Here is a 24119-nt window from a genome sequence, read left to right on the forward strand (position 1 = left end):
CGCGCCACTCGGCGCCCTTTTCTAACAGGAGTTATTTGTGTCCGTAAAGATCGGCATCAACGGATTCGGCCGTATTGGCCGTAATTACTTCCGCGCAGCCCTCGCCAAGGGCAGCGACATCGAAATCGTCGCCGTCAACGACCTCAGCGACCCCGCGTCGCTCGCTCACCTGCTTAAGTACGACTCCGTCGCCGGCCGCTTGAACGCGACTGTCGAGGTCGACGGTGACAACATCGTCGTCAACGGCAAGCCCATCAAGGTTCTCGCCGAGCGCGACCCGGCCAACCTGCCTTGGGCCGCCCTGGGCGTGGAGATCGTCATCGAGTCCACCGGACGCTTCACCAAGGCCGTCGATGCCCAGAAGCACATCGAGGCCGGCGCCAAGAAGGTCATCGTGTCCGCCCCGGCGACCGGTGCCGACGTTGCAACGCTCGTGCTCGGTGTGAACGAAAACACCTACGACGCCGCGATCCACAACATCATCTCGAACGCGTCCTGCACGACGAACTGCCTCGCGCCGCTCGTCAAGGTCTTCCTCGACAACTTTGGCATCGAGCGTGGCCTCATGACCACGATCCACGCCTATACCGCGGACCAGAACCTGCAGGATGGCCCGCACAGCGACCTCCGCCGTGCCCGTGCAGCTGCGCTGAACATCATCCCGACCTCGACCGGTGCCGCCAAGGCCCTCGGCCTGGTCATCCCAGAGAGTATCGGCAAGCTTGACGGTTACGCGCTGCGCGTTCCGGTTCCGACCGGCTCGATCACCGACCTCACGCTCACCGCATCACGCCCGGTCACGGTCGAAGAAGTGAACGCTGCCTACAAGGCTGCAGCAGAGGGCCCCCTCAAGGGCATCCTCAGCTACACCGAGGACCCGATCGTGTCGAGCGACATCGTCGGCGACCCACACTCCTCGATCTTCGACGCCGGCCTCACCAAGGTGATCGGCGACCAGGTCAAGGTCGCTTCCTGGTACGACAACGAGTGGGGTTACTCCAACCGCCTCGTCGACCTCACCGAGTTCGTCGCCGAGCGACTCTAACGGCCGCGCGGTGACGTTACGCACGATTGACTCGCTAGGTTCGCTTACCGGCAAGCGGGTTATTGTCCGCTTCGACCTGAATGTCCCGCTAAAAAGCGGGCAGATCACCGACGACGGACGAGTGCGGGCGTCACTGCCCACCCTCAACGCCCTCGTCGCTCAGGGCGCCCGCGTGGTGATTGTCTCTCACCTCGGGCGCCCCGACGGGGCCGTTGATCCTCAGTACAGCCTCGGGCCGGTGGCCTCCCGGCTGAGCGAACTGGTCAACCTCCCGGTTGCCTTCGCCACCGACACCGTTGGCGCCTCAGCCACCGCGGCTGTCGCAGCACTGGAAAACGGCGAAATCGTCGTGCTGGAAAACCTGCGCTTCAACGCCGGTGAAACCAGCAAAGTGGATGCCGACCGCGTCGCGTTCGCCCAGCAGCTCGCGCTGCTCGGTGACGCCCTTGTTTCGGATGGCTTCGGCGTAGTCCACCGCAAGCAGGCCAGCGTCTTCGATCTGGCCTCGCTGCTGCCGAGCGCGGCTGGCCTCCTCATTGCGGCCGAGCTCGACGTGCTTGATCGTCTCACCGAGAAGCCGGAAGCGCCGTACACCGTCATCCTCGGCGGTTCCAAGGTCAGCGACAAGCTCGGCGTCATCGGACACCTGCTTCCGCGCGTGAATTCTCTGCTGGTCGGCGGCGGCATGCTTTTCACCTTCCTCGCCGCCCAGGGCCACAAGGTTGGCGCAAGCCTGCTGGAAAGCGATCAGATCGAGACGGTGCGCGGATATCTGGCCGAGGCCGATCGCCTCGGCGTCAAGATCGTGCTCCCCACGGACGTCGTCGTGGCCTCGAAGTTCGATGCAGATGCCGAACACGTGATCACCCCGGCCGACGGCATCGAGAACACCCCGTTCGGTGCTTCCGGTCTCGGCCTGGATATCGGGCCAGACACGGCGGCGGCTTTTGCTGAAATCATTCGTGCGTCCCACACCGTGTTCTGGAACGGCCCAATGGGCGTATTTGAACTCGCACCGTTCGCGGAGGGCACCCGCACGGTAGCCGCCGCTCTCACCGAGGTCACCGGCCTCAGCGTGGTTGGTGGCGGCGACTCGGCTGCTGCCGTGCGTATCCTCGGTTTCAACGACGACCAATTCGGTCATATTTCTACCGGCGGTGGCGCGAGCCTCGAGTTCCTCGAGGGCAAGCGTCTACCAGGACTGGAGGTCCTCGGATGGCAGTGAACATTAACCCTCGGCGTACTCCGCTGATTGCGGGCAACTGGAAGATGAATCTGGACCACCTTCAGGCCATCGCTTTCGTGCAGAAACTCGCCTGGAACCTCAAAGACGCCAACCACGACTTTGCCGCGGTCGAGGTGGCAGTTTTTCCCCCGTTCACCGATCTGCGCAGCGTGCAGACTCTGGTATCGGCCGACAAACTTCCGCTGGCCTTTGGCGCGCAGGACGTGTCCGCCCGGGATTCCGGTGCGTATACCGGCGAGATCTCGGGTGCTTTCCTGGCCCAGCTGGAATGCCAGTACGTCATCATCGGGCATTCCGAACGCCGTACCCTGCACAATGAGACCGATGAGCAGGTCGCCGCAAAGGTGACCGCCGCGCTCAAGCACAACCTTGTGCCGCTGATCTGCGTTGGCGAGAGTGCCGAAGACCTCGCGACGCACGGTCCGAGCGCCGTTCCGGTCGCCCAGCTGCGGGCCGCCCTCGCGGGTGTCACCAACGCGGCGGACATCGTCGTCGCGTATGAGCCGGTGTGGGCCATCGGGTCTGGGCAGGCCGCCACGCCGGAGCAGGCCGAACAGGTCGCCGCGGCGCTGCGTGGCGTTCTCACCGAGACTCTCGGCCAGGACGTAGCCGACAAGACCCGCATCCTCTATGGCGGTTCGGTCAAGAGCGGTAACATTGCCGCGTTCATGCGGGAACCCAACGTGGACGGTGCCCTGGTGGGCGGTGCCAGTTTGGATATTCCGGAGTTCTCCAGCATCATTCGGTATCACAAGCACGTCGGCGTCTAAACCGACGCGTTCCTGACATCGCCGGAGCGAGGTGGTTGCCGCTGGCAACCGCCTCGCTCCGGCGTGAAGGTATAATTACGTTGTCTAGGCGCCAGAGTTGCGCCCACCGTGTTTTGAAAGGTTTCGTGTGGAGATTCTCCAGGTCGTCATGCAGGTGCTCGTCGGTATAACGAGCCTCCTGCTCACCATGCTCATTTTGCTGCACAAGGGGCGGGGCGGTGGGTTGTCGGACATGTTCGGTGGCGGCGTAACCTCCAACCTCGGCGCATCGGGAGTCGCCGAGCGCAACCTCAACCGCATCACTGTCATTCTGGGACTGCTGTGGATCTCCTGCATTGTCGTTCTTGGATTGATCACCAAGTTTGATACAGGGGCTTAACTTTTCGCCCAATGCGGAGTTACCCTGAAGCGAAGCCACCCAGAATTCTGGGCACAGTTATTCACCAGCACATCTCAGCACCAGCAGCAGCAATAAGAGCTCGACTGCAGCACACAACTGCACGGATATACGGAGGAACAAGATGGCATCAGGCGGAAGCGCAATTCGTGGCTCGCGTGTCGGCGCAGGCCCCATGGGCGAGCAGGACCGCGGTTTTCACGCGGATCGCATCAAGGTTTCCTATTGGGACGCACTCGGCAATGAGACCGTACGGTACTTTGCCGCGAGCCTTCCCGACGAGGAAATCCCGGTCACCATCGATTGCCCATCGTCCGGGCTTCCCGCCGGCCGCGATAAGGAGAATCCTCCGTCCGTGGTGAAGCTTGAGCCCTACAAGACGCACCTGGCCTATGTCAAGGAACGTCGAACCGAGGAGGAAGCAGAGTCGCTCCTCGAAGAGGCCCTCAACCAGCTGCGCGTTCGTCGTGGCAAGTTGTCACCCACGAACTGACGTGTAACACAGCAAAGACCGGCCCTCGAGAGATCGAGGGCCGGTCCTTTTTCGTCGGGTCGCCTAGTACGTGGGCGCGATGAGGTTTTCAGGAACCTGGGCGGCAGCGTCACTGTCGACGAAGAACATCGTTCGGTACCGACCCTTGATGCCGGCAGCGGGGACCTCGTCACGGCTCGCGCCCGCCAGCGCCAGCCCGAGCGCTGAGGCTTTGTCTGAGCCGGCCAGAACAAGCCAAACCCGGTCAGAGGAGTTGAGTACCGGTCTCGTGAGCGACAAGCGGTCAGCGGGCGGCTTGGGGGAGTCGTGCACGGTGATGACACTCGCCTCACGCTCCCGAATACCTGAGCGGTGGGGGAACAGCGACGCAATGTGGCCATCCGGGCCAACCCCGAGAAACGTCACGTCGAAACGCGGATACTGGGCACCCTCCGGTGCGTGGGAGAGTAATTCTGCCGTGTACCGGGCCGCCGCTGCTTCCAGGGCGTCGTTACCGGCACCGACATCGATCGGGTCGTCCGAAGCACCGAACGCGTGGATGTTTTCCTTCGGAACGTCGATATGGTCAAGGAGAGCATCCCGGGCCTGCAATTCGTTACGCTCGGGATCGGCGCGGGGCACCCACCGTTCATCTCCCCACCAAAAATTAACCCGGGACCAGTCAATGGTGTCGCGTGCGGCCGACTCATTGATGGCGGCCAACACGGCAATACCAACGGAACCACCGGTCAGAACAACATTGGCCTCGTCCTGCTCCTGCAGAACATCGACCATGTTCGTCAGGAAACGTGCAGCGACCGACCCGGCCAGCGCCTGCTTGTTCTGGTGCACCAGCACGCGTCGATCATTTGTCACGGTCACACTCCGGTTCCTTGGGACACCACGTCATCGAGTTGCGGCAGTCCGCGCGTGATGACCTCACCATACAGGTCGTCGGGATCCAGCCGGCGCAGTTCGTCGGCCAGACAGTCGCGCAGGCTGCGACGCTTGAGCGTCAGATCCTGCACCGGTTGCCCCGGCTGGCTGAGCGTGGCGATGTCGGGCACTTCACGCTCGAGCGAGATCGTTCCCGATGCGCGGGTGAGATGAACCCCGTGCACACCATGGGCGAGAGGTCCGGTGGTCAGCTCGCAGTCCACGGGCACCTGGAGCTGCATCTGCAGCCAGGCAGCCAACAGCGTGGTCGACGGCGAAGCGGCAGCACCGGCGACCCGAATCCCGACGATCGGTTCAAAGGGGGGCTGGTCCAGCACGGCCGCCAGCTGGGCGCGCCAAAGGGTCAGACGGGTCCAGGCGAAGTCGGTGTCGCCGGGGCGGTAGCTTCCGCACAGGTGATGCAGGGCTGCCTGCGGATCCGGCTGCGCCGACGCATCCGTTATTCTGCGGTAGGCGATGCGTCCGAGCGGTGAGTCGCCGGGAACGGCCGGAGCGGTACCCGGCCACCAGGCGACGACGGGAGCATCGGAGAGCAGCAGGCCGGTGACCAGGCTCTCCGGGTCGTTGGCAGCATCGCCGTACACACGCAGAACGATGACCTCGCTCGCACCGGCATCACCGCCCACGCGAATTTCTGCGTCCACGCGTGCGTCGGGTGTGGCCGCGGTGGAGCCGGGCTCCTGGGTCGACACGACGATGACGCGCATCGGATGCTCGCGGGAGGCATCGTTGGCGGCCTCGATGGCCTCCTCCTCGTGCCCGAGAGTCGAGGCAATGATCAGGGTGAGCACACGGCCGAGGGCGACAGCGCCACCCTCTTCCCGAATACGCACGAGCGCCTTCGAGATCTTCGCGGTCGTGGTGTTGGGCAGATCGACGATCATGGACGCCTCCAGGTGCGGCCATCGCGGGCCAGTAGATCATCAGCGGATGTGGGGCCCCACGTTCCAGGGCGGTATTGCTCCGGCTGCCCCTGCGTGGCCCAGTACTCCTCGATCGGGTCGAGAATCTTCCAGGACAGTTCGACTTCTTCGTGACGGGGGAACAGCGGCGGGTCGCCGAGCAGCACGTCGAGGATGAGCCGCTCATATGCCTCAGGGCTGGCCTCGGTGAATGCGTGGCCGTAACCGAAGTCCATGGTCACATCCCGTACTTGCATAACCACGCCGGGCACTTTCGATCCGAACCGGATCGTAACACCCTCGTCGGGCTGCACCCGAATCACCAGGGCATTGTGGCCCAGTTCGGCCGTCTGGCCGGGGGCAAAGAGGTACTGCGGGGCGCGTTTGAACACCACGGCGATTTCGGTGACGCGACGGCCGAGACGCTTGCCGGCGCGCAGGTAGAACGGTACGCCCGCCCAGCGGCGCGTGTCGATGGTCAGGCGCATCGCGGCGTAGGTCTCGGTGACCGATTCCGGGTTCATGCCGTCTTCTTCGAGAAAACCGGCAACCTTTTCACCGCCCTGCCAACCGCCGGCGTACTGGCCGCGCGCGGTTCCCAGACCGAGGTCGGCGGGCAGCCGAACCGAAGCGAGCACCTTTTCCTTCTCGGCGCGCAGGTCGGCGGCGTCGAACGAGATCGGTTCTTCCATTGCCGTCAGGGCTAGAAGCTGCAGAAGGTGGTTCTGAATAACGTCGCGCGCGGCACCGATGCCGTCGTAGTAGCCGGCGCGGCCGCCAACACCGATGTCCTCGGCCATGGTGATCTGCACGTGCTCGACGTGGTTGGCGTTCCACAGCGGTTCGAACATTTCGTTGGCGAAGCGCAGCGCCAGAATATTCTGCACCGTCTCTTTGCCGAGGTAGTGGTCGATCCGAAAGACGGAGTCGGGCGGAAAGACCGACTCGACGACGTCGTTAAGCTGCCGCGCTGTCTTCAGGTCGCTGCCGAACGGCTTCTCGATGACCACGCGACGCCATTGACCGTTTTTTTGCTCGGCCAAGCCGGATCGGCGCAGCTGCTCGGTGACCTGCGGGAAGGCCTTCGGCGGAATCGCCAGGTAGAACGCATGGTTGCCCATCGTTCCGCGTTCCCGGTCAAGCTCGTCGATCGTCTGGGTGAGGCGGGTGAACGCCTCATCGTCGTCAAAGGTGCCCGACACGAAGCGGATGCCCTCAGCCAGCTGCGCCCAAACGTCCTCGTTGAACTCGGTGCGGGCGTGTTCCTTGACGGCGTCATGCACAACCTGCATGAAGTCCTCGTTGTCCCAGTCTCGGCGAGCGAAGCCGACGAGGGCGAAACCGGGGGGCAGCAGCCCTCGGTTAGCGAGGTCGTAAACCGCGGGCATGAGTTTCTTGCGCGCCAGGTCACCGGTGACGCCGAAGATCACGAGGCTGGACGGCCCGGCGATTCGATTCAGACGATAATCGGACGGCGACCTGAGCGGATTAAACTCCGGGGTAATTTCCACCGGGGACATGCAGCTCCTTTGACGGGACAGTGCAGAAAATTGAGGACACGAAAAACGCAGGTGGTGCAGAAGCGGGTGGGGTTCCTCGCGGCCGGTGGCCGAGAGGAACCCCGGTTGGTTAGCCTAGGGCGTCGAACAGCGTGCTGATGTTCTGCTTGGGCTGGGTCAGGGTCAACGCCAGCACCGGACGCCCGTGCTCGGCGAGCACGCTCGCGTCGCCACTGGCCTGCGCCTGGATGAGTTCGCCGAAGGTGAACGGGCGCTCGGGAATGTCGAGATCCTCGGCCGGCGTGGCCAGAATTTGCAGGTAGACGGCCGTTGCCGGTCCGCCCTTGTGGAACTGCCCGGTGGAGTGCAGAAAGCGCGGTCCCCAACCGAAGGTGACCGGACGCTTCGACAGGGTGGCGAGCTTGGTGCGAATCTCGGCCAGTTCCGGCAGCGCGAGACGGTCGACGTAAGCCTGGACGGCGACGTAGCCGTCGGGGCCGAGCTCTTCGAGCAGGGCGTCTATCGCCGAGGCGAGGTCGCTTGCCGCTCCGATGACGTGCGGCGTGCCGCGCACTTCGATGCCGTCCGCGATGAACGCGGCCGGCTCCGGTGCGGGGCGAGCGTCGAGCAGACCACGCGTGGCGATCTTCGCCGACTCCACGTCGGGCTGGTCGAACGGGTTGATCCCCAGCAGACGGCCGGCAACGACCGTGGCGTATTCCCAGACCAGAAATTGCGCGCCGAGGGTTCCGCTGACGCGAATCTCGTCGCCCGTTTCGCTAAACAGCTCGGTGCCGGCGTCAGCCACAACCCGCACGAGCTGCAGGTCGGGCAGCGCTTCGGTCAGTTCCGGAGCACCCAGCTCCAGCACCACCGGCAGGATGCCGGTGCCGAGCTTGCCGGTGGATTCCGCGATCAGCTGTTCGACCCAGTCAGCGAAGCCCACAATGTGCGTGCCGTCCGAGACGATCGCGAGCTTGTCGCGGCGCGGAATGGTGGCGGCGATCGCCGCCCCGAGCACGAGTCCCGGGTTCTCCGGCGAGTCAACGGCCAGAGCCAGCGCGACGGACTCGGCCTCGTCGAGAAGCGCACCGACGTCAACACCGGCCAGGCCCGATGGCACCAGGCCGAAGGCGGTCAGCGCGGAGTAACGTCCGCCGACGGTGGGGTCGGCGTTGAAGACGCGGTAGCCGGCTTCACGAGCGGATGCCTCGAGCGGCGACCCCGGATCGGTCACCACGATGATGCGTTCAGCCGGGTCGATGCCGATGGCGCGGAACGCACGCTCGAACACGCGGCGCTGGCTGTCGGTCTCGACGGTCGAACCACTCTTGGACGAGACGACCAGGGCCGTTTCGGCCAGGTTGTCGTTCAGCGCGGACAACACCTGACCGGGGTCAGTCGCGTCGAGCACGGTGAGGTTCACGCCGGCCGTGCGGGTGATGACCTCGGGCGCGAGCGACGAGCCCCCCATGCCGGCGAGGGCAATCTGGGTGACGCCGCGAGCCTGCAGAGTTGCCCGCAGCTCCACGATCTCGGCCACGAGGGGGCGGGACACCGCGACGGACTCCGTCCAGCCGAGACGCAACGCGGCCTCAGCTTCGGCTTCCGGTCCCCAGAGGGCGGGGTCGAGTGCGGTGATGCCGGAGGCAACCAGGTCTGTGACCAGGGTGGGCACGGTGACGCGAACGGCGTCAGCTGCAGCGCCACTCACCGAGATGCGAAAGCTCATTAGACTGCCGAGCTGGTCGGGACCGCGGCGGTGAGGGCGGTCTGCACGGTGTCCAGCAGTTCGTTCCAGGACACCTCGAACTTGGACAGGCCTTCTTCTTCGAGCAGACGGGTGACGTCGTCGTAGGAGACGCCCTGGGCCGCCAGCGCGTCGAGGACGGCGTTCGCGGCGGCGTAGGAGCCGGTGACCGAGTCGGCCGGGATGACGCCGTGGTCGGCGGCGGCCTGCATGGTCTTCTCCGGCATGGTGTTGACAACCTCGGGGGCGACCAGCTCGGTCACGTAGAGGGTGTCGGGCAGGCTGGCATCCTTGACGCCGGTCGACGCCCAGAGCGGGCGCTGCTTGGTGGCGCCGGTCTTGATCAGGCCCAGCGCACGCTCGCTGCTGAATGCCTGCTCGTAGACCTGGTAGGCGAGCTGGGCGTTGGCGACGCCGGCCTTGCTCTTCAGGGCGAGGGCTTCGGGGGTGCCGATCGCCTCCAGGCGGGCGTTGATCTCGGAGTCGACGCGCGACACGAAGAACGACGCAACCGAGTGAATCGTGGAGAGGTCGATGCCGGCCGCCTTGGCCTGCTCGAGTCCGGCCAGATAGGCGTTGATGACCTGGCGGTGACGCTCCAGGCTGAAGATCAGGGTGACGTTGACGCTGATGCCGAGAGCGATGGTCGCCGTGATGGCTTCCAGTCCTTCAACCGTCGCGGGGATCTTGATCATCGCGTTGGGGCGGTTGACCTTCTTCCAAAGCTGCTGGGCTTCAGCAACCGTGCCGGTAGCGTCCCGGGCGAGGCTCGGCTCGACCTCGATCGAGACGCGGCCATCCTGGCCGTTGGTCGAGTCGTAGACCGGGCGGAAGATGTCGCACGCGGCGGCAACGTCGTCCGTGGTGATGGCGAAGACCGCGTCGGTCACGTTCGTCCCGGCAGCGGCCAGGGTCGCAACCTGCTCCGTGTACGCCTCACACTTGGCGAGGGCGCCGGCAAAGATAGTCGGGTTCGTGGTGACACCGACGACGTTGCTGTTCTTGATCAGGTCCTGCAGCCCGCCGGAGTTGATGCGCTCACGGGAGAGGTCGTCGAGCCAGATGCTGACGCCGGCGGCGGACAACTGGGCGAGGGGGGAGGGGTTAGTCATTGTCAAATTCTCCTAATACTGCTGCTTTTAGGCAGCGATGCTGTAGCGGTTTAGTGGAGACGTAAGGGGCAACATCAGGCCGCGCTGATTGATTCCTTGGCGGCGGCGACGACGGCTTCGGTAGTGATGCCGAATTCGCGGAACAGCGTCTGGTAGTCAGCGGATGCCCCAAAGTGCTCGATCGAGATGCTGCGACCGGCGTCGCCGACATAGCCACGCCAGGTCAGCGCGAGGCCGGCTTCGACCGACACGCGGGCGGTGATCGCGGCGGGCAGTACCGATTCGCGGTATTCGCTGCTCTGCTCTTCGAACCATTCCAGGCACGGGGCGCTGACGACGCGGGCGTTGATGCCCTCGGCGGCGAGCTGGGCCCGGGCGTCCACCGCGAGCTGCACCTCGGACCCGGTACCGATCAGGATCACGTCGGGGCTGCCGCCGGCCGCTTCGGCCAGCACGTACGCGCCCCGGGCGACGTTCTTCGCGGAGGCGAAGATTTCAGCGGATGCATCGCCCTCACCACGCTCGTAGACGGGAATGTTCTGGCGGGTCAGGGCGATGCCGGCCGGGCCGCCCCGGCGTTCCAGGATGGTCTTCCAAGCCCAGGCGGTCTCGTTGGCGTCGCCGGGGCGCACCACGTCGAGTCCCGGAATAGCACGCAGGGTCGCGAGCTGTTCGATCGGCTGGTGGGTGGGGCCGTCCTCGCCGAGCGCGACGGAGTCGTGGGTCCAGACGAAGATCGACGGCGCCTTCATGAGAGCGGCCAGACGAACGGCCGGGCGCATGTAGTCGCTGAAGATGAGGAACGTGCCGCCGAACGGGCGGGTGTTTCCGTGCAGCACGATGCCGTTGAGAATCGCGGCCATGGCGTGCTCGCGAATGCCGAAGTGCAGCACCCGACCGTAGGAGTTTCCGGTCCATTCACCGGTGGAGTGCTCGCTCGGAATGAACGAGGCTGCGCCGCCGATGGTGGTGTTGTTCGATTCGGCGAGGTCGGCCGAGCCGCCCCACAGCTCGGGGATGACGCCGCCGAGGGCGGTGAGCACCTTGCCCGACGCCGCGCGGGTGGAGACCGCGGTGCCACCGGGGAAGACCGGGAGGGCGTCGTCGACGCCATCGGGCAGGTCGCCGGAGAGTACTCGGTCGAGCAGAACCTTGCGCTCCGGGTTGGCGGCGGCCCAGGCGTCGAACTGCACGGTCCACTCCGCGTGTGCAGCAATACCGCGCTCCAGGGCCAGGCGAGTGTGGGCGATGACCTCGGGGGCCACGTCGAAGGTCTTTTCCGGGTCGAAGCCGAGAACGGCCTTGACGCCGGCGAGTTCTTCGGCGCCGAGGGCTGAACCGTGGATCTTGCCGGTGTTCTGCTTCTTCGGGCTCGGCCAGCCGATGATGGTCTTGAGGATAATCAGGCTGGGCTTGCCCGTTTCGTTCTGGGCGGCTTCAATGGCCGCATTCAACTCGGCAACGTCTTCGACGTAGGAGCCGGTCTTCTTCCAGTCCACCGTCTGCACGTGCCAGTCGTAGGCGGCGTAACGAGCGGCGACATCCTCGGTGAAAGCGATGTTCGTGTCGTCCTCGATCGAGATCTGGTTGCTGTCGTAGATGGCAATCAGGTTGCCGAGCTGCTGGTGGCCGGCGAGAGAGGATGCCTCGCTCGTGATTCCTTCCTGCAGGTCGCCATCACCGGCGATGACGTAGACGAAGTGGTCGAACGGGCTGGCGCCGGTGGCGGCATCCGGGTCGAACAGACCGCGTTCGAATCGCGACGCGTAGGCGAAACCGACAGCGGATGCCAGCCCCTGGCCGAGCGGGCCGGTCGTGATCTCGACACCGTCGGTGTGGCCGTATTCCGGGTGGCCGGGGGTTTTTGAACCCCAGGTGCGCAGGGCTTTGAGGTCCTCCAACTCGAGGCCGTAGCCGCCGAGGTATAACTGCACGTACTGCGTCAGCGAGCTGTGGCCGACCGAGAGAATGAACCGGTCACGACCGATCCACTCGTTGTCGGCCGGGTCGCGGCGCATGATCTTCTGAAACAAAAGGTAGGCAGCGGGAGCGAGACTCATCGCGGTGCCCGGATGCCCATTCCCAACCTTCTCCACGGCGTCGGCCGCCAGAATGCGTGCGGTGTTAACCGCCTGATCGTCAACGGAATCCCATTGGAAAGCTGCCACGTCACGTAACCCTTCATTGAAGCGAAGGCGGGTTGAGCTCAACCCATCCTTTGATAGTTGTGCAAGTGTCGGCAGTCGTGTCACCGGCCGGTCGCGCCATCTGAAGCGGACTGCAGGCGAAACATCACCCCCAGCGAGTTGGCCTACTGGTGCAGCCATCTCCCACCCGGGGGCTCGCCGAACTACTGATTCACTGTGGGGAGCACTACAAGTATACGGACGAATGTCAGGGGACGCTCGAAATGACGTGACATGACGACACATTCCGGATTGGTCCTCGGTGGAGCGTTGCTCAGGGCGTGTCCTAGAATAAGAGGACTTGCCTAGCGTTAGAGGATTAATGGACGTCGCCCTGAAGACCCCGGTCCGGAGCGGACCGCGCACACTGAATCGCACCCTCAAGGCCTACATCTCTCTCACCAAACCGCGAGTGGTCGAGTTGCTTCTGGTGGTGACGGCGCCCACGATGCTGCTCGCCGAGCGCGGTATCCCCAGTCTCTGGCTGATTCTCGCGACGCTCGTCGGTGGGTCGCTCAGCGCTGGGTCCGCTGGTGCCTTCAACTGTTACCTCGATCGCGATATCGACCGTCTCATGAAGCGCACCAAGAATCGCCCCCTGGTTACTGGAGAACTCAGCGACCGCGAGGCGTTGATCTTTGCGTGGGCGTTGGGCGCGGCATCCATTTTGTGGCTGGGTCTGCTGACCAACTGGATGGCCGCTGCGCTGTCGTTCGGCGCGATTCTGCTCTATGTCGTGTTCTACACGATCATTCTCAAGCGTCGTACCCCGCAGAACATCGTCTGGGGCGGTGTGGCCGGTTGTATGCCCGTGCTCATCGGCTGGGCGGCGGTGACCGGCGAACTGTCCTGGCCCCCGGTCATTCTGTTCATGATCATCTTCCTGTGGACACCGCCGCACTACTGGCCACTATCTATGAAATACCGAGCCGACTACCAGGCCGCTGGCGTTCCGATGCTCTCCGTCGTGCGTGGTCGGGCTCAGGTGGGCCTGCAGGTCATCCTGTACGCGTGGGCCACGGTCGCCTGCTCGCTTCTGCTGATTCCGATCGGCGACATGGGCCTGCTCTACAGCTTTACGGCCCTGGTCACGGGTGGCTGGTTCATCTACGAGACGCATCGCCTGTACAGCCTCGCGATTCGGCACGAGCATGTGTCACCGATGCGTGTCTTCCACGGATCCATCGCCTACCTGACGCTGCTGTTCGTGGCCGTCGGAGTGGATCCGCTGCTTCCGTTCTAGGTGGCGCTAGACCCTGCGGGTGAGTCGGGTATCGATCTTGCCGACGTCGGCCGAATGGATCACAACCGTGACCACCCGTCCGGTCAGGGCCATCGCCGTTGCCGTGAAGTCGAAGGTCGTCACGGTGATAGCTGCCAGCGCCGTGTCGTCGATGACCAGGTTCGACCGGTGTGCCAGCGCGAGTTCAATCTCCGACTGCTGATGCGTGTGCCGTTCGGCCCACAACTGCGACCCGAAGTCGTACGGGTTCTTGGCGTAGTTCATCACAATGTACTGCAGGTGCTGGTTGAGTGCGTCTCGGATGGGGTCGCCGCCGCGATTGGTGGAGCCCGGCACATCGGTGAAGACGAAGCCGCGCAGTTCGGCGATGCCAACCGGACCGGCCGGGGAATCCTCGAACCAGAAATTGCCAGAGGGGTCAGCGAGCCAGTAGTGTGCCTGCGCTTCGAGGGTGCGGCCGTGGTTGCCGTACCAGCTCCAGCCGCGTTCCTGCAGGCGCGGCTGACGCACAAAACCGAATACCGGAGGGCCGTACAGGGCAAGGTGCGCCGCGTCGTCTGGCGGCTTCGATTTGGCTCCCGGTGCGACATGCATGTCTGGAGAGTACACCGGCGGCCCTCGTCCGGGGAGTGCCGCGCGGCAATTGCTAATTGGAGGTCTAGGCCCTACGAGTTGCCACCTTCGGCCCCATCAGCCGCGCGAGACGACACGCTCGGCCCCATCAAAGCAGTTGAAGGGGCCGAAGCTGTCTTCTCACCCCTGCAGAGTCATATTCATGGGGCTGAAGTTGTCGTTTCGGGGTCATGATCTGTTAGCTACGAACCTGCTCGTGTGCCGTTTCCGGAACCTCGGCCGTGACTTCTCTGGGAGCCTTGAGGTTCAGCACAACCAGGGTCATGGCGGCCGCGAGCACGCAGGCCAGAACCATGTGCAGGCCGACCAACAGCGGCGGTAGTCCCAGGTTGGCCTGCAGGAGCCCGACCACAATCTGCACGAGCTCGATCATCAGGAGCGTGACGACGAATGAGCGCACCGGCAGCTTGCCGCGAACGGACGCCACGAGCAGCACGACCGTCAAAACCAGCGTCGCGTAGCCCGGCCAGGCGTGCAGGTGTTCAAGCAACTCGGCGTTGAAGCCGGTACGTCCGGCGTCCGCATCGCCGGAATGCGGTCCGGAGGCTGTGGTCAGTACCCCCATCAGCACGGTGAGTGCGACGACGAAACTCGTAGCGTGGGCGAGCCTGGCAAAACCAGCGGGAACAACACGGGCACGCGGCCCCGGAGCAAGGTAGACCCGGTGCACGAGAACGGTGGCAATACACACCATGATCAGCGACACCGTGAAGTGGAAACCGACGATGAACGGGTTCAGCCCGGTCAGCACGGTGACCCCGCCGACGAGTGCCTGGGCGAGAACGCCGGCGGCGAGAATCACTGCGAGAGCGAACAGATCCTTGCGCTGGGTGCGCAAGCGCCAGAGCAGAATAACGGCCGCGATGGCGATAATGCCGATCAGACCGGTCATCAAGCGGTTAGCGAACTCGATGACCCCGTATATCCCCATTTCCTCTGTCGGCACGATCGAGCCGGCTACGCAGGTCGGCCAGGTGGGGCAGCCGAGCCCGGAGCCGGTGAGACGAACGGCCCCGCCGGTTCCCACAATCAAAATCTCCGTCACGAGCGACAGCCAGGCGACCACCCGAATCCGTCCGTCGATAACACTGGGTAGCCGTAGGTACTTCGGATTCACCGGTTCTGCTCTCTCTGTCAAACTTATGAACGCGCACCCTCTGATCGTGCCCTGTACAAATGTGAATCGACCGCAAGAACTCGTATGTTGCTGATCAACCTGTAGAATTGGGAACTCCATGGAGATCCATCTTTAGTTCCATGAATATTCTAGGTACGCAACGTAGCTGTCCACACAACCCGTTCCTCGTGGTCTCCACTGAATTCAGCTCCATCGAGTTGATCAGTACGGCGGCCGTGCGGGAATGACCGGACTAATATCCGGGTTGTGATGGGTAGAGAAGAGGTAATAATGTCGGATGTCCTGCTAGACCGTCCCGACCTTGAGGGGATTGGCACCTACGAATTCGGGTGGGCCGATTCAGACAAGGCCGGAGCATCCGCTCGCCGTGGTATTTCCCCCGAGGTTGTCACTGACATCTCGAACCTGAAATCCGAGCCGGACTGGATGCTGCAGCGACGGCTCAAGGCTCTGCAGCTGTTCGAACGCAAGCCCATGCCCACCTGGGGCGCCGATCTTTCCGAGATCGATTTCGACAACATCAAGTACTTCGTGCGCTCAACGGAGAAGCAGGCCCAGACCTGGGAAGACCTGCCCGACGACATCAAGAACACCTACGAGAAGCTCGGAATTCCAGAAGCTGAGCGTCAGCGCCTCGTCTCCGGCGTTGCAGCCCAGTACGAGTCTGAAGTGGTCTACCACCAGATCAACGAGGAGCTCGAAGCCCAGGGCGTCATCTTCATGGACACCGACACGGCGCTCAAGGAGCACCCGGAGTTCTTCGAAGAGTATTTCGGCACCATCATCCCCTCCGGCGACAACAAGTTCGCCGCGCTCAACACGGCCGTCTGGTCAGGGGGATCGTTCGTCTACGTGCCTCCCGGCGTGCACGTCGAGATTCCGCTGCAGGCCTACTTCCGCATCAACACGGAGAACATGGGTCAGTTCGAGCGCACGCTCATCATTGCCGACGAGGGCAGTTACGTGCACTACATCGAGGGCTGCACCGCCCCGATCTACAAGTCTGACTCGCTGCACTCCGCCGTGGTCGAGATCGTCGTGAAGAAGAACGCTCGCGTTCGCTACACGACCATCCAGAACTGGTCGAACAACGTCTACAACCTCGTCACCAAGCGGGCCACGGCCGGCGAAGGCGCCACGATGGAATGGATCGACGGCAACATCGGTTCCAAGGTCACCATGAAGTACCCGTCCATCTACCTGATGGGCGAGCACGCCAAGGGCGAGACGCTCTCGGTGGCCTTCGCCGGTCCCGGCCAGCACCAGGATGCCGGCGCGAAGATGATCCACATGGCTCCGTACACGCAGTCGTCGATCGTCTCCAAGTCCATCGCCCGTGGCGGCGGGCGCAGCGGGTACCGCGGTGAGGTTCGAGTGGATGCCTCCGCGCACCACTCCGCCAACACCGTGCGCTGCGACGCTCTCTTGGTCGACACCCAGTCGCGTTCCGACACCTACCCGTCCATCGACATCCGTGTAGATGACGTGCAGCTCGGCCACGAGGCCACCGTCTCCCGCGTCAGCGAAGAGCAGCTGTTCTACCTGATGAGCCGTGGTATGCCCGAAGACGAGGCCATGGCCATGATCGTTCGCGGATTTATCGAACCGATCGCCCGGGAGCTCCCGATGGAGTACGCCCTCGAACTCAACAAGCTCATTGAAATGGGCATGGAAGGATCCGTCGGCTAAATGTCCGCCGCTTCAGCGCTTTCGAAGAGCGCTTCAAAAACTGTGCCCGAACCATCCACACCCGCTACAAGCGCGTCGACTCTGACGCCCGGCCAGCACGGAATCAAAGAACACTCCGACGGACGTTTCGGCTACGTGCCGGTGCAAACCCGTTCCGACCGTTTCAAAAGCGTCAACGTTGCCGATTTCCAGGCCGTCACCGGCCGCGAAGCCGTCTGGAAGCACTCGCCCGTCGCCAAATTCACCGACCTCACCGCCGGCGATCTCGACGGCTCGCGTTACCTCATCGAGTCAACCCCGTCGGCCGATATCTCGGTTGAGTGGGTGCCCAGAACGGATGCCCGCATCGGGACTGCCGGTCTGCCGGAAGAACGCGCCGCAGCCAACGCCTGGGGCGTCTTCGACGACGCCCTCGCCATCACGGTCAGCGGCGAGGAAGCCAAGGAGATCACGGTCACCCGATCGGCCCTCGGTAACACTGCCCGCGGCGCCCACACGATCATCGAGGCCAAGCCGTTCAGCCAGGCCACGGTCATCCTGGCGAACACGGGTGACGCCCGGCTCAGCGAAAACGTTGAGATCATCCTCGGCGAGTCCGCGAACCTCACGGTCGTTTCCCTGCAGGAATGGGACGACTCGGCGGTGCACCTGGCTAACCATTTCGCATCCATCGGTCGTGACGCGCGGCTCAAGCACGTCGTCGTCTCGCTCGGCGGCAGTATCGTGCGGGTCAACCCGTCGGTACGTCTCGCCGGACCCGGCTCGGACACGTTGCTCCTCGGCCTGTACTTCGCGGATGCCGGCCAGCACCTGGAACAGCAGGTGTACGTCTTCCACGACGCACCGAAGAGCCGCAGCCGGGTCAACTACAAGGGCGCGTTGCAGGGCCAGGACGCCCGCACAGTCTGGATCGGCGATGTGCTGATCGGCAACAAAGCTGCCGGCACCGACAGCTACGAGCAGAACCGCAACCTCGTACTCAGCGAGGGCACCCGCGCCGATTCCATCCCCAACCTGGAGATTGAAACCGGCGACATCGTCGGAGCCGGTCACGCCAGTGCCACCGGACGTTTCGACGACGAGCAGTTGTTCTACCTTCAGTCTCGCGGTATCACCGAGAAAGAAGCGCGGCGCCTGGTCGTGCGCGGATTCCTCACCGAGGTCGTGCAGCAGATTGGTTCCCCCGAACTTGAAGCTCGGTTGCAGCTCGCAATCGAAGCCGAACTTATTGGAACGGACGACAAGTAAGCATGGCCGCAACGAAGATCTGCGCTCTCGATGAGCTCGAAGTAAACCAGGCTGTCAAGGTCGAAATCGACGGGGTGGCTATCGCCCTCGTGCGTGACGCCGCCGGCGACGTGTTCGCCATCGGTGATACCTGCACGCACGGTGACATCTCCCTGTCCGAGGGATTCGTGGAAGGCCAGACGCTCGAATGCTGGGCCCACGGCTCGATGTTCTCCCTGACCACGGGCAAGCCGCTGTCCCTGCCGGCGTATGATCCGGTCCCGGTTTACAACGTTGAACTCATCGACGGGTTCGTCTTCGTCGATCCGTCCGTCACCGTCGCGGTATAGGCCTGCTCAGGCAGTACCGCCCCCACCAACTTAAAGAATTTAGAAAGGGATTAGACATTCATGTCTGTTCTTGAAATCAAAGACCTGCACGTCACCGTCGAGACCGACCAGGGCACCAAGCAGATTCTGCGCGGCGTCAACCTCACCATCAACGAGGGCGAAATCCACGCCATCATGGGCCCGAACGGCTCCGGCAAGTCCACCCTCGCCTACACGATCGCCGGCCACCCCAAGTATCACGTCGAGAGCGGCTCCATCCTGCTCGACGGCGCCGAAGTACTCAAAATGACAGTGGATGCCCGCGCCCGTGCCGGTCTCTTCCTCGCCATGCAGTACCCGGTCGAGATTCCCGGAGTGACCGTCACGAACTTCCTGCGTACGGCCAAGACGGCCATTGAGGGTGAAGCCCCACCGATCCGCACCTGGATCAAGGATGTTCGCCAGTCGATGACCAACTTGCGCATGGACAAGACCTTCGCCGAGCGCAACGTCAACGAGGGCTTCTCCGGTGGCGAGAAGAAGCGCAACGAGATCCTGCAGCTCGAACTCCTCAAGCCCAAGTTCGCCGTGCTCGACGAGACCGACTCCGGACTCGACGTCGACGCACTCAAGATCGTCTCCGAGGGCGTCAACCGCGCCAAGGCCAACACCGGCCTCGGACTTCTGCTCATCACGCACTACACGCGCATCCTGCGCTACATCCACCCCGACTTCGTGCACGTGTTCGTCAACGGACGCATCGCCGAACAGGGCGGCTCCGAGCTCGCCGACCGCCTCGAGGACGAGGGCTACGATCGCTTTCTTGTCCCGTCGAACGTAGGCTAGTCCTATGGCCTCAACACTCAGTCCGGCTCGCTTCGACGAAATCGAAGAGGCCCTCAAAGACGTCATGGACCCGGAACTCGGCATCAACGTCGTCGACCTCGGGCTCATTTACGACCTCGGCTGGGACGACGAGAACAACGCGCTCATCATCCACATGACCCTCACCTCGGCAGGCTGCCCGCTGACCGATGTGCTCGAGGAGCAGACGGCTGAGGCCCTCGATGGTGTCGTCGACCAGTTCCGCATCAACTGGGTCTGGATGCCGCCGTGGGGTCCGGAGAAGATCACCGACGACGGTCGCGACATGATGCGAGCCCTCGGCTTCGCCATGTAGCACGTGTTCGTCCTGAAGGCCCCGCCAGCACACGCTGGCGGGGCCTTTGGTTTTGGTTTAGAGCCGGGGGTCGACCGGTTCTGATTCCATAGCAAGCACGCCAAAGACGGCTTGGTGCACCCGCCAGAGCGGCTCATCGGCGACAAAACGTTCGACCGCTTCGACGCCGAGTGCGTACTCGCGGAGCGCCATTGAGCGTTTGTGCCCGACATCCCGGTCGCGCAGGCGCGCCAGGTTGGTTGGATCGAGGTAATCAGGTCCGTAGATGATCCGCAGGTATTCGTCCCCGCGCACCTTGATGCCCGGCTGCGCGAGCGATCGCGTTCCGCGAACGAGGCCGGCGACCGGCTTCACCACCATGCCTTCACCACCGGCATTGGTCAGATCTTCCCACCAGGTCGTGGCCGCGGCCTCCGATTCAGCCGAGGTCAGGTCGACGTCGATGTGCCGGGTGCGACGGATGAACTCCTCGTCTGCGGCGGCGAGACGGTCGGCGATGGCGAGGTGCCAGGAGTGATCCTGCCCCAGTTGGCTTGCTCCTTCTGAGGCGAGCAGCTGGAACGGGGCAAGCTGCACGCCGTCCACCCCAGACACCGGCTGGCTGTAACGCCGGTAGGAGTCTCGGTAGGCCTCGGCGTTAGACGCGCGGTGCTGCGTGCGGGCGAGCAGGTCGGTCACGTCGACACCCCGGTCGACGGCGGCCTGGAGAACCCGCGACGCGGCCGGCAGGGCGCTCGTTGCCGCGGCTGCGACGCTCGCGTACTGCTCTCGGATCATTGGCCCCGCTTTGAGCGACCAAGGAAGCAGCTCGGCATCGAAGAGCAACCAGGATGTCTTGAATTCCGACCACAGCCCGGCCGTCTCGGCGGCTCGGTCGAGACGCGAGAGAAAGTCGTCGGTCGTCGACTCGTCGAAGAACGGCCGGCCCGTGCGGGTGTGGACTGCTCCGCGCCACCCCTCGGGCGCGCCAAAACGGGTGGCGACTCGGGTCAGCAGCACGACCGCGCGGGAGCCCATGTGCTTCTCCTCGCAGATCAGACGATCGAGGCCCTCACGGCGGTAGGCCGCGAACGCCTCGGCCGGGTGCTCCAGGATGCCGTCGCGATCCGACACGTGCGGCGGGCTCATGGTCGGGGGCAGGTAGACGAGGCGCCGGGGGTCGGTGGCGAACCGGCTCATGACCTCGAGCGCCCCGGCAGCATTATCCTCACGGATTCCGACCTTGCCGAAAACCCGAGTCTCGACGATCTGCTTGCCGAGCACGTCATCTATTCTGAGGAGCCCAGGATCACGTGTCACGGCTCCTGCGGCCACTCCGCCGCTGGATTCGCGAGCGCCCATGGGCGCGACCGGCTCATACCAGACGCTTTCGGCCGGTACGTCCACTATTTCCTTCTCGGGATAGCGGAGGGCGCTGAGCTTTCCACCGAACACGCAGCCAGTGTCGAGGCACATAGTGCCGTTGACCCACTCCGCTTCGAGGGTGGGGACGTGGCCGTAAAGCACGGTGGCTTTTCCGCGGTAATCCTCGGCCCAGGGCAGCCGTACCGGCAAGCCATAGTCGTCGGTCTCGCCCGTCGTGTCGCCAAACAACGAGAATGCTCGCACGCGGCTCGAGGCTCGTCCGTGGTATTTCTCGATCAGACCGGCGTGCGCGACGACTAGACGGCCCTCGTCCAAGACGAGGTGCGACACCAGATCGCGGCAGAAGTGCAAAACCTCATGGCGAAACTCCTCGGTCTCGCTCGACAGCTGTGCCAGTGTCTCGGCGAGGCCGTGGCTCGTCTGCACCTTCTTTCCGTCTAGCGCGCGCACGAGCTTCGCCTCGTGGTTGCCCGGCACGGCCAGGGCGTGGCCGGCCGCGACCATGCCCATGGCGAGTCGCAGTACTCCGGGGGTATCGGGGCCGCGGTCGATGAGGTCGCCCAGGAAGATCGCGCGGCGCCCTTGAGGGTGCACGGCGTCAATGGGGCGATCCTCGTCATCGCGCATGAGCTCGTAGCCGAGCTTGCCCAATAGCGCCTCGAGCTCACTGCGGCAGCCGTGCACGTCGCCAATGGCGTCGAACGGGCCGCTTTCGTCGGAACGGTCGTTGAGAAGGGGTTCCCGAACGAACTCCGCGGCCGCGATTTCGTCCAGCCCGGATAGCATGTGGACCCGCCGGAAGCCCTCCTTGCCGAGCTGTTTAAGGGAACGTCGAAGCTGATCGTGCTGACGCTTGATGACGGATGCCCCGAACGTGCGGTCGGCGCGCGCGGCGTTGCGCTCGACGCAGACGCTCTGCGGCACGTCGAGCACGACGGCGACCGGTAGGACGTCGTGTGCTCGCGCGAGCGCTACGAGTGAGCGGCGAGCATCCGCTTGCACGTTGGTGGCGTCGATAACGGTCAGGAGCCCAGCGTCGAGGCGTTTTCCCGCGACGAACCGGAGCGCCTCGAACGCTGCGGACGTCGCAACCTGGTCGTTTTCGTCGTTGGAGACGAGCCCGCGGAAGAAGTCGCTCGACAGTGTCTCGAACTGTCCGAAGTGGGTGGCGGCGAAGGTCGACTTTCCGGAGCCGGAGGCACCGACGAGCACCACGAGCGACAGGTTGGGAAGAGGTAGGCGTGTCATAGGTTGGTGGCCTTGCGGAACAGGGCGAGCTGGGTCGGGGAGCCGAGTTCGACGTCGACGTCGCCGACCGTGCGGTACTCGACCGAGTAGCCGCGGCGAGCCGCGACTTCAGCCGCCCAGGCAGCGAATTCGGCCCTGGACCACTCGAATCGGTGATCGCGGTGCCGGAACGAGCCGGCGGGCAAGGACTCATACCGGGCATTGAAGTCGGCGTTCGGCGTTGTCACGATAACCGCGCCGGGAGCGGCTGCTCCGAACACGGCCGACTCGAGCGCCGGGAGCCGCTCCAGGTCGAGGTGCTCGATCACCTCCATCAGCACGATCGCGTCGAGGCCGGCGATGCGGTCGTCCTGGTACGTCACCGACGACTGCGCGAGGTGCACCCTCTCGTGCTGTCTATCACTGGCCTCACGCAAGTTGAGCGTTCGCGCAGCCTTGACCAGAACGCTCGCCGAGACATCGCAGCCGATGATCGTCGTGAACGCAGCTTCCGCGCTCAGGCGCTTCAGCAGCGTGCCTTCACCGCATCCGACATCGGCTACCGTGTGCGCTCCGACGTCGTGCAGGGCCGTGAGCACGGCCTCGGCGCGCTGCTGGGCCAGCGGTGCCGAGCCGGACTGCTCGCTCGGCTCTGCCAGCTCGGGCGCAGGCAAGTCGTCTAGGTCGTTCAACCGGGTGTCCGCGGAAAGCCGTGCTGTGGCCTCGTTGACCATCGACGGCTGATGCGCCAGGTAGCGGCGCGTGATGAGTTCGCGCTCGGGGTGGTGAGGCAGCCAGCCAACGCCTGCGCGCAGGAGCTTGCCGATTTCGTCGTCCGACACCCAATAGTGCTTGGCGTCGTCGAGCACGGGCAGCAGCACATAAAGGTGCCGGAGCGCGTCGCTGAGCCGGACCTCACCGCGCAGCACGAGGTCAACGTAGACGGAATCGCCCCACTCCGGGAACGCCGGGTCCAGCGGGATCGGCGTCTCAGTGACGGACCAGCCGAGCGGTTCGAACAGTCGCGTGACGAGGCCGGCGGTGTCGCGGCCCCTGGCCGGCACGGCCGCCACGGTGATCTCGAGGGGTAGCGCGGATGCTGCGAGCTCGGGAAACGACTCGCTCGTCCCGTTCATGGCCGTGCGGAAGACCTGGCCCAGCGCGACGGCGACCATGGAGGAGGACGCATATGGACGGTCGTTCACGTAACGGGCGAGTGTGGCCGCGTCGCTTCCCCGGAAGCGCTTGTCGCGCAACAGACCGATGGGGTCGACTTCGAGGATCAGCGCTACCGTGCAACGTTCATCGGACACCTCAGGGTAGAAAACGTGCGCTGTTCCGACACTCAGCGGAAATGCCTGCGCTCGATCCGGGTGCTTGCGAAGCAGGTGGCTCAGATTGGATGCGGCGGGCGCGGTCGAGGTGACGGTGACGAGCACGGGGTCCTTCCTTCAGGCAACGGTAGCCGCCAGTCTATTGATGCCTGTTGCGGCTGCGTCTCATGCACCCGTGGCTTGGCCCTGATCACAGCGAGGTCGTCGAGGACCGCGGGCTGGCCCTCGGTCTCAGCATTTCGGCACACGTGCTCGCCGCCATCGGTGCTGGACTGGGCGCGTTCGCGGCCTTCGGTCGCAAGATCACGCGCCCCTGAGCATGACCACCCGGGCCGCTGAATTGTTTGTCGATGGTGTGGTCGAGGTCGCTGTGCCCGGCGGAGCGGTTGCAGCCGGGGAACCGGCAGGTTCCATCGCG

Annotated in this window: 22 protein-coding genes; 12 read left to right on the forward strand and 10 right to left on the reverse strand. The window is 64.2% G+C overall.

The genetic code is table 11. The features are described 5' to 3' along the window. Positions 1-37: 37 nt before the first annotated feature. From gap to CXY77_RS08605, 5 genes are all read left to right on the forward strand, one after another. A complete protein-coding gene (gap, locus tag CXY77_RS08585) occupies positions 38-1045 on the forward strand; it encodes a type I glyceraldehyde-3-phosphate dehydrogenase (RefSeq protein ID WP_092340100.1) in 1008 nt (335 codons plus the stop codon). 10 nt (positions 1046-1055) lie between these two features. Continuing rightward, complete coding sequence (gene pgk, locus CXY77_RS08590) at positions 1056-2270, forward strand: phosphoglycerate kinase (protein WP_104129936.1); 1215 nt, start codon at positions 1056-1058, stop codon at positions 2268-2270. After that, positions 2261-3061 carry a triose-phosphate isomerase gene (gene tpiA / locus CXY77_RS08595; RefSeq protein WP_199181902.1) on the forward strand — a complete coding sequence of 267 codons (801 nt, stop codon included), beginning with the start codon at positions 2261-2263 and terminating at the stop codon, positions 3059-3061. The genes pgk and tpiA overlap by 10 nt, the downstream gene beginning before the upstream one ends. A 127-nt stretch (positions 3062-3188) precedes the next feature. Continuing rightward, the gene (secG, locus tag CXY77_RS08600) at positions 3189-3440 is read left to right on the forward strand and encodes a preprotein translocase subunit SecG (protein ID WP_092340102.1); all 252 of its coding nucleotides are present in this window, start codon (positions 3189-3191) and stop codon (positions 3438-3440) included. A 142-nt stretch (positions 3441-3582) separates the two neighbouring features. After that, positions 3583-3951 carry an RNA polymerase-binding protein RbpA gene (locus CXY77_RS08605; protein WP_092107849.1) on the forward strand — a complete coding sequence of 123 codons (369 nt, stop codon included), beginning with the start codon at positions 3583-3585 and terminating at the stop codon, positions 3949-3951. A 63-nt stretch (positions 3952-4014) separates the two neighbouring features. Here CXY77_RS08605 and pgl read toward each other — a convergent pair whose 3' ends face one another. From pgl to tkt, 6 genes are all read right to left on the reverse strand, one after another. Then, the gene (gene pgl, locus CXY77_RS08610; protein WP_104090524.1) at positions 4015-4806 is read right to left on the reverse strand and encodes a 6-phosphogluconolactonase; all 792 of its coding nucleotides are present in this window, start codon (positions 4804-4806) and stop codon (positions 4015-4017) included. Positions 4807-4808: 2 nt separating this feature from the next. After that, positions 4809-5771, reverse strand: coding sequence for a glucose-6-phosphate dehydrogenase assembly protein OpcA (locus CXY77_RS08615; protein ID WP_104090356.1), 963 nt, complete (start codon positions 5769-5771; stop codon positions 4809-4811). Then, a complete protein-coding gene (zwf, locus tag CXY77_RS08620) occupies positions 5768-7309 on the reverse strand; it encodes a glucose-6-phosphate dehydrogenase (protein ID WP_092340104.1) in 1542 nt (513 codons plus the stop codon). The genes CXY77_RS08615 and zwf overlap by 4 nt, the downstream gene beginning before the upstream one ends. A 109-nt stretch (positions 7310-7418) precedes the next feature. Continuing rightward, positions 7419-9020 (reverse strand): glucose-6-phosphate isomerase, encoded by a 1602-nt coding sequence (locus tag CXY77_RS08625; protein WP_104090353.1) that lies wholly within the window; start codon positions 9018-9020, stop codon positions 7419-7421. Beyond that, positions 9020-10150 carry a transaldolase gene (gene tal / locus CXY77_RS08630; RefSeq protein ID WP_104129937.1) on the reverse strand — a complete coding sequence of 377 codons (1131 nt, stop codon included), beginning with the start codon at positions 10148-10150 and terminating at the stop codon, positions 9020-9022. Before tal ends, CXY77_RS08625 begins: the two co-directional genes overlap by 1 nt. A 74-nt stretch (positions 10151-10224) precedes the next feature. Next, positions 10225-12318, reverse strand: a complete 2094-nt coding sequence (gene tkt, locus CXY77_RS08635; RefSeq protein WP_092340107.1) for a transketolase — start codon at positions 12316-12318, stop codon at positions 10225-10227. A 340-nt stretch (positions 12319-12658) separates the two neighbouring features. Between tkt and CXY77_RS08640 the strand changes: the two genes are divergently transcribed. Next, positions 12659-13579 carry a heme o synthase gene (locus CXY77_RS08640; protein WP_104129938.1) on the forward strand — a complete coding sequence of 307 codons (921 nt, stop codon included), beginning with the start codon at positions 12659-12661 and terminating at the stop codon, positions 13577-13579. A gap of 6 nt (positions 13580-13585) precedes the next feature. On the opposite strand, the gene CXY77_RS08645 is transcribed toward CXY77_RS08640, so the two are convergent. Together CXY77_RS08645 and CXY77_RS08650 are read right to left on the reverse strand one after the other, a co-directional pair. After that, a complete protein-coding gene (locus CXY77_RS08645) occupies positions 13586-14173 on the reverse strand; it encodes a hypothetical protein (protein WP_104090346.1) in 588 nt (195 codons plus the stop codon). Between the two features lie 217 nt (positions 14174-14390). Further along, positions 14391-15329, reverse strand: coding sequence for a heme A synthase (locus CXY77_RS08650; protein WP_233197315.1), 939 nt, complete (start codon positions 15327-15329; stop codon positions 14391-14393). A gap of 291 nt (positions 15330-15620) precedes the next feature. On the opposite strand from CXY77_RS08650, the gene sufB reads away from it, so the two are divergent. From sufB to CXY77_RS08675, 5 genes are read left to right on the forward strand one after another with little or no spacing between them, the layout of a single operon-like run. Beyond that, positions 15621-17039: a Fe-S cluster assembly protein SufB gene (gene sufB, locus CXY77_RS08655; protein WP_092340111.1), complete on the forward strand. Its 1419-nt coding sequence runs from the start codon at positions 15621-15623 to the stop codon at positions 17037-17039. Next, a complete protein-coding gene (gene sufD, locus CXY77_RS08660; protein ID WP_104129940.1) occupies positions 17040-18287 on the forward strand; it encodes a Fe-S cluster assembly protein SufD in 1248 nt (415 codons plus the stop codon). Positions 18288-18289: 2 nt separating this feature from the next. After that, the gene (locus CXY77_RS08665; RefSeq protein ID WP_092340113.1) at positions 18290-18616 is read left to right on the forward strand and encodes a non-heme iron oxygenase ferredoxin subunit; all 327 of its coding nucleotides are present in this window, start codon (positions 18290-18292) and stop codon (positions 18614-18616) included. Between the two features lie 60 nt (positions 18617-18676). Then, on the forward strand, positions 18677-19441 hold the full coding sequence (sufC, locus tag CXY77_RS08670) for a Fe-S cluster assembly ATPase SufC (RefSeq protein ID WP_104090342.1): 765 nt from the start codon (positions 18677-18679) through the stop codon (positions 19439-19441). Positions 19442-19445: 4 nt separating this feature from the next. Continuing rightward, positions 19446-19775: a metal-sulfur cluster assembly factor gene (locus CXY77_RS08675; RefSeq protein ID WP_092107875.1), complete on the forward strand. Its 330-nt coding sequence runs from the start codon at positions 19446-19448 to the stop codon at positions 19773-19775. Between the two features lie 57 nt (positions 19776-19832). Here the strand turns inward: CXY77_RS08675 and CXY77_RS08680 are convergent, their stop codons facing one another. Together CXY77_RS08680 and CXY77_RS08685 are read right to left on the reverse strand one after the other, a co-directional pair. Beyond that, positions 19833-22388: a polynucleotide kinase-phosphatase gene (locus CXY77_RS08680; protein ID WP_104090340.1), complete on the reverse strand. Its 2556-nt coding sequence runs from the start codon at positions 22386-22388 to the stop codon at positions 19833-19835. Further along, positions 22385-23806 (reverse strand): 3' terminal RNA ribose 2'-O-methyltransferase Hen1, encoded by a 1422-nt coding sequence (locus CXY77_RS08685; RefSeq protein ID WP_104129941.1) that lies wholly within the window; start codon positions 23804-23806, stop codon positions 22385-22387. The genes CXY77_RS08680 and CXY77_RS08685 overlap by 4 nt, the downstream gene beginning before the upstream one ends. Before the next feature lie 62 nt (positions 23807-23868). Between CXY77_RS08685 and CXY77_RS20125 the strand changes: the two genes are divergently transcribed. Next, the gene (locus CXY77_RS20125; protein ID WP_158252800.1) at positions 23869-24018 is read left to right on the forward strand and encodes a hypothetical protein; all 150 of its coding nucleotides are present in this window, start codon (positions 23869-23871) and stop codon (positions 24016-24018) included. Positions 24019-24119 lie beyond the last annotated feature (101 nt).

Source organism: Cryobacterium sp. N21 (genome assembly GCF_002929575.1).
Taxonomy (GTDB): Bacteria; Actinomycetota; Actinomycetes; order Actinomycetales; family Microbacteriaceae; genus Cryobacterium; species Cryobacterium flavum.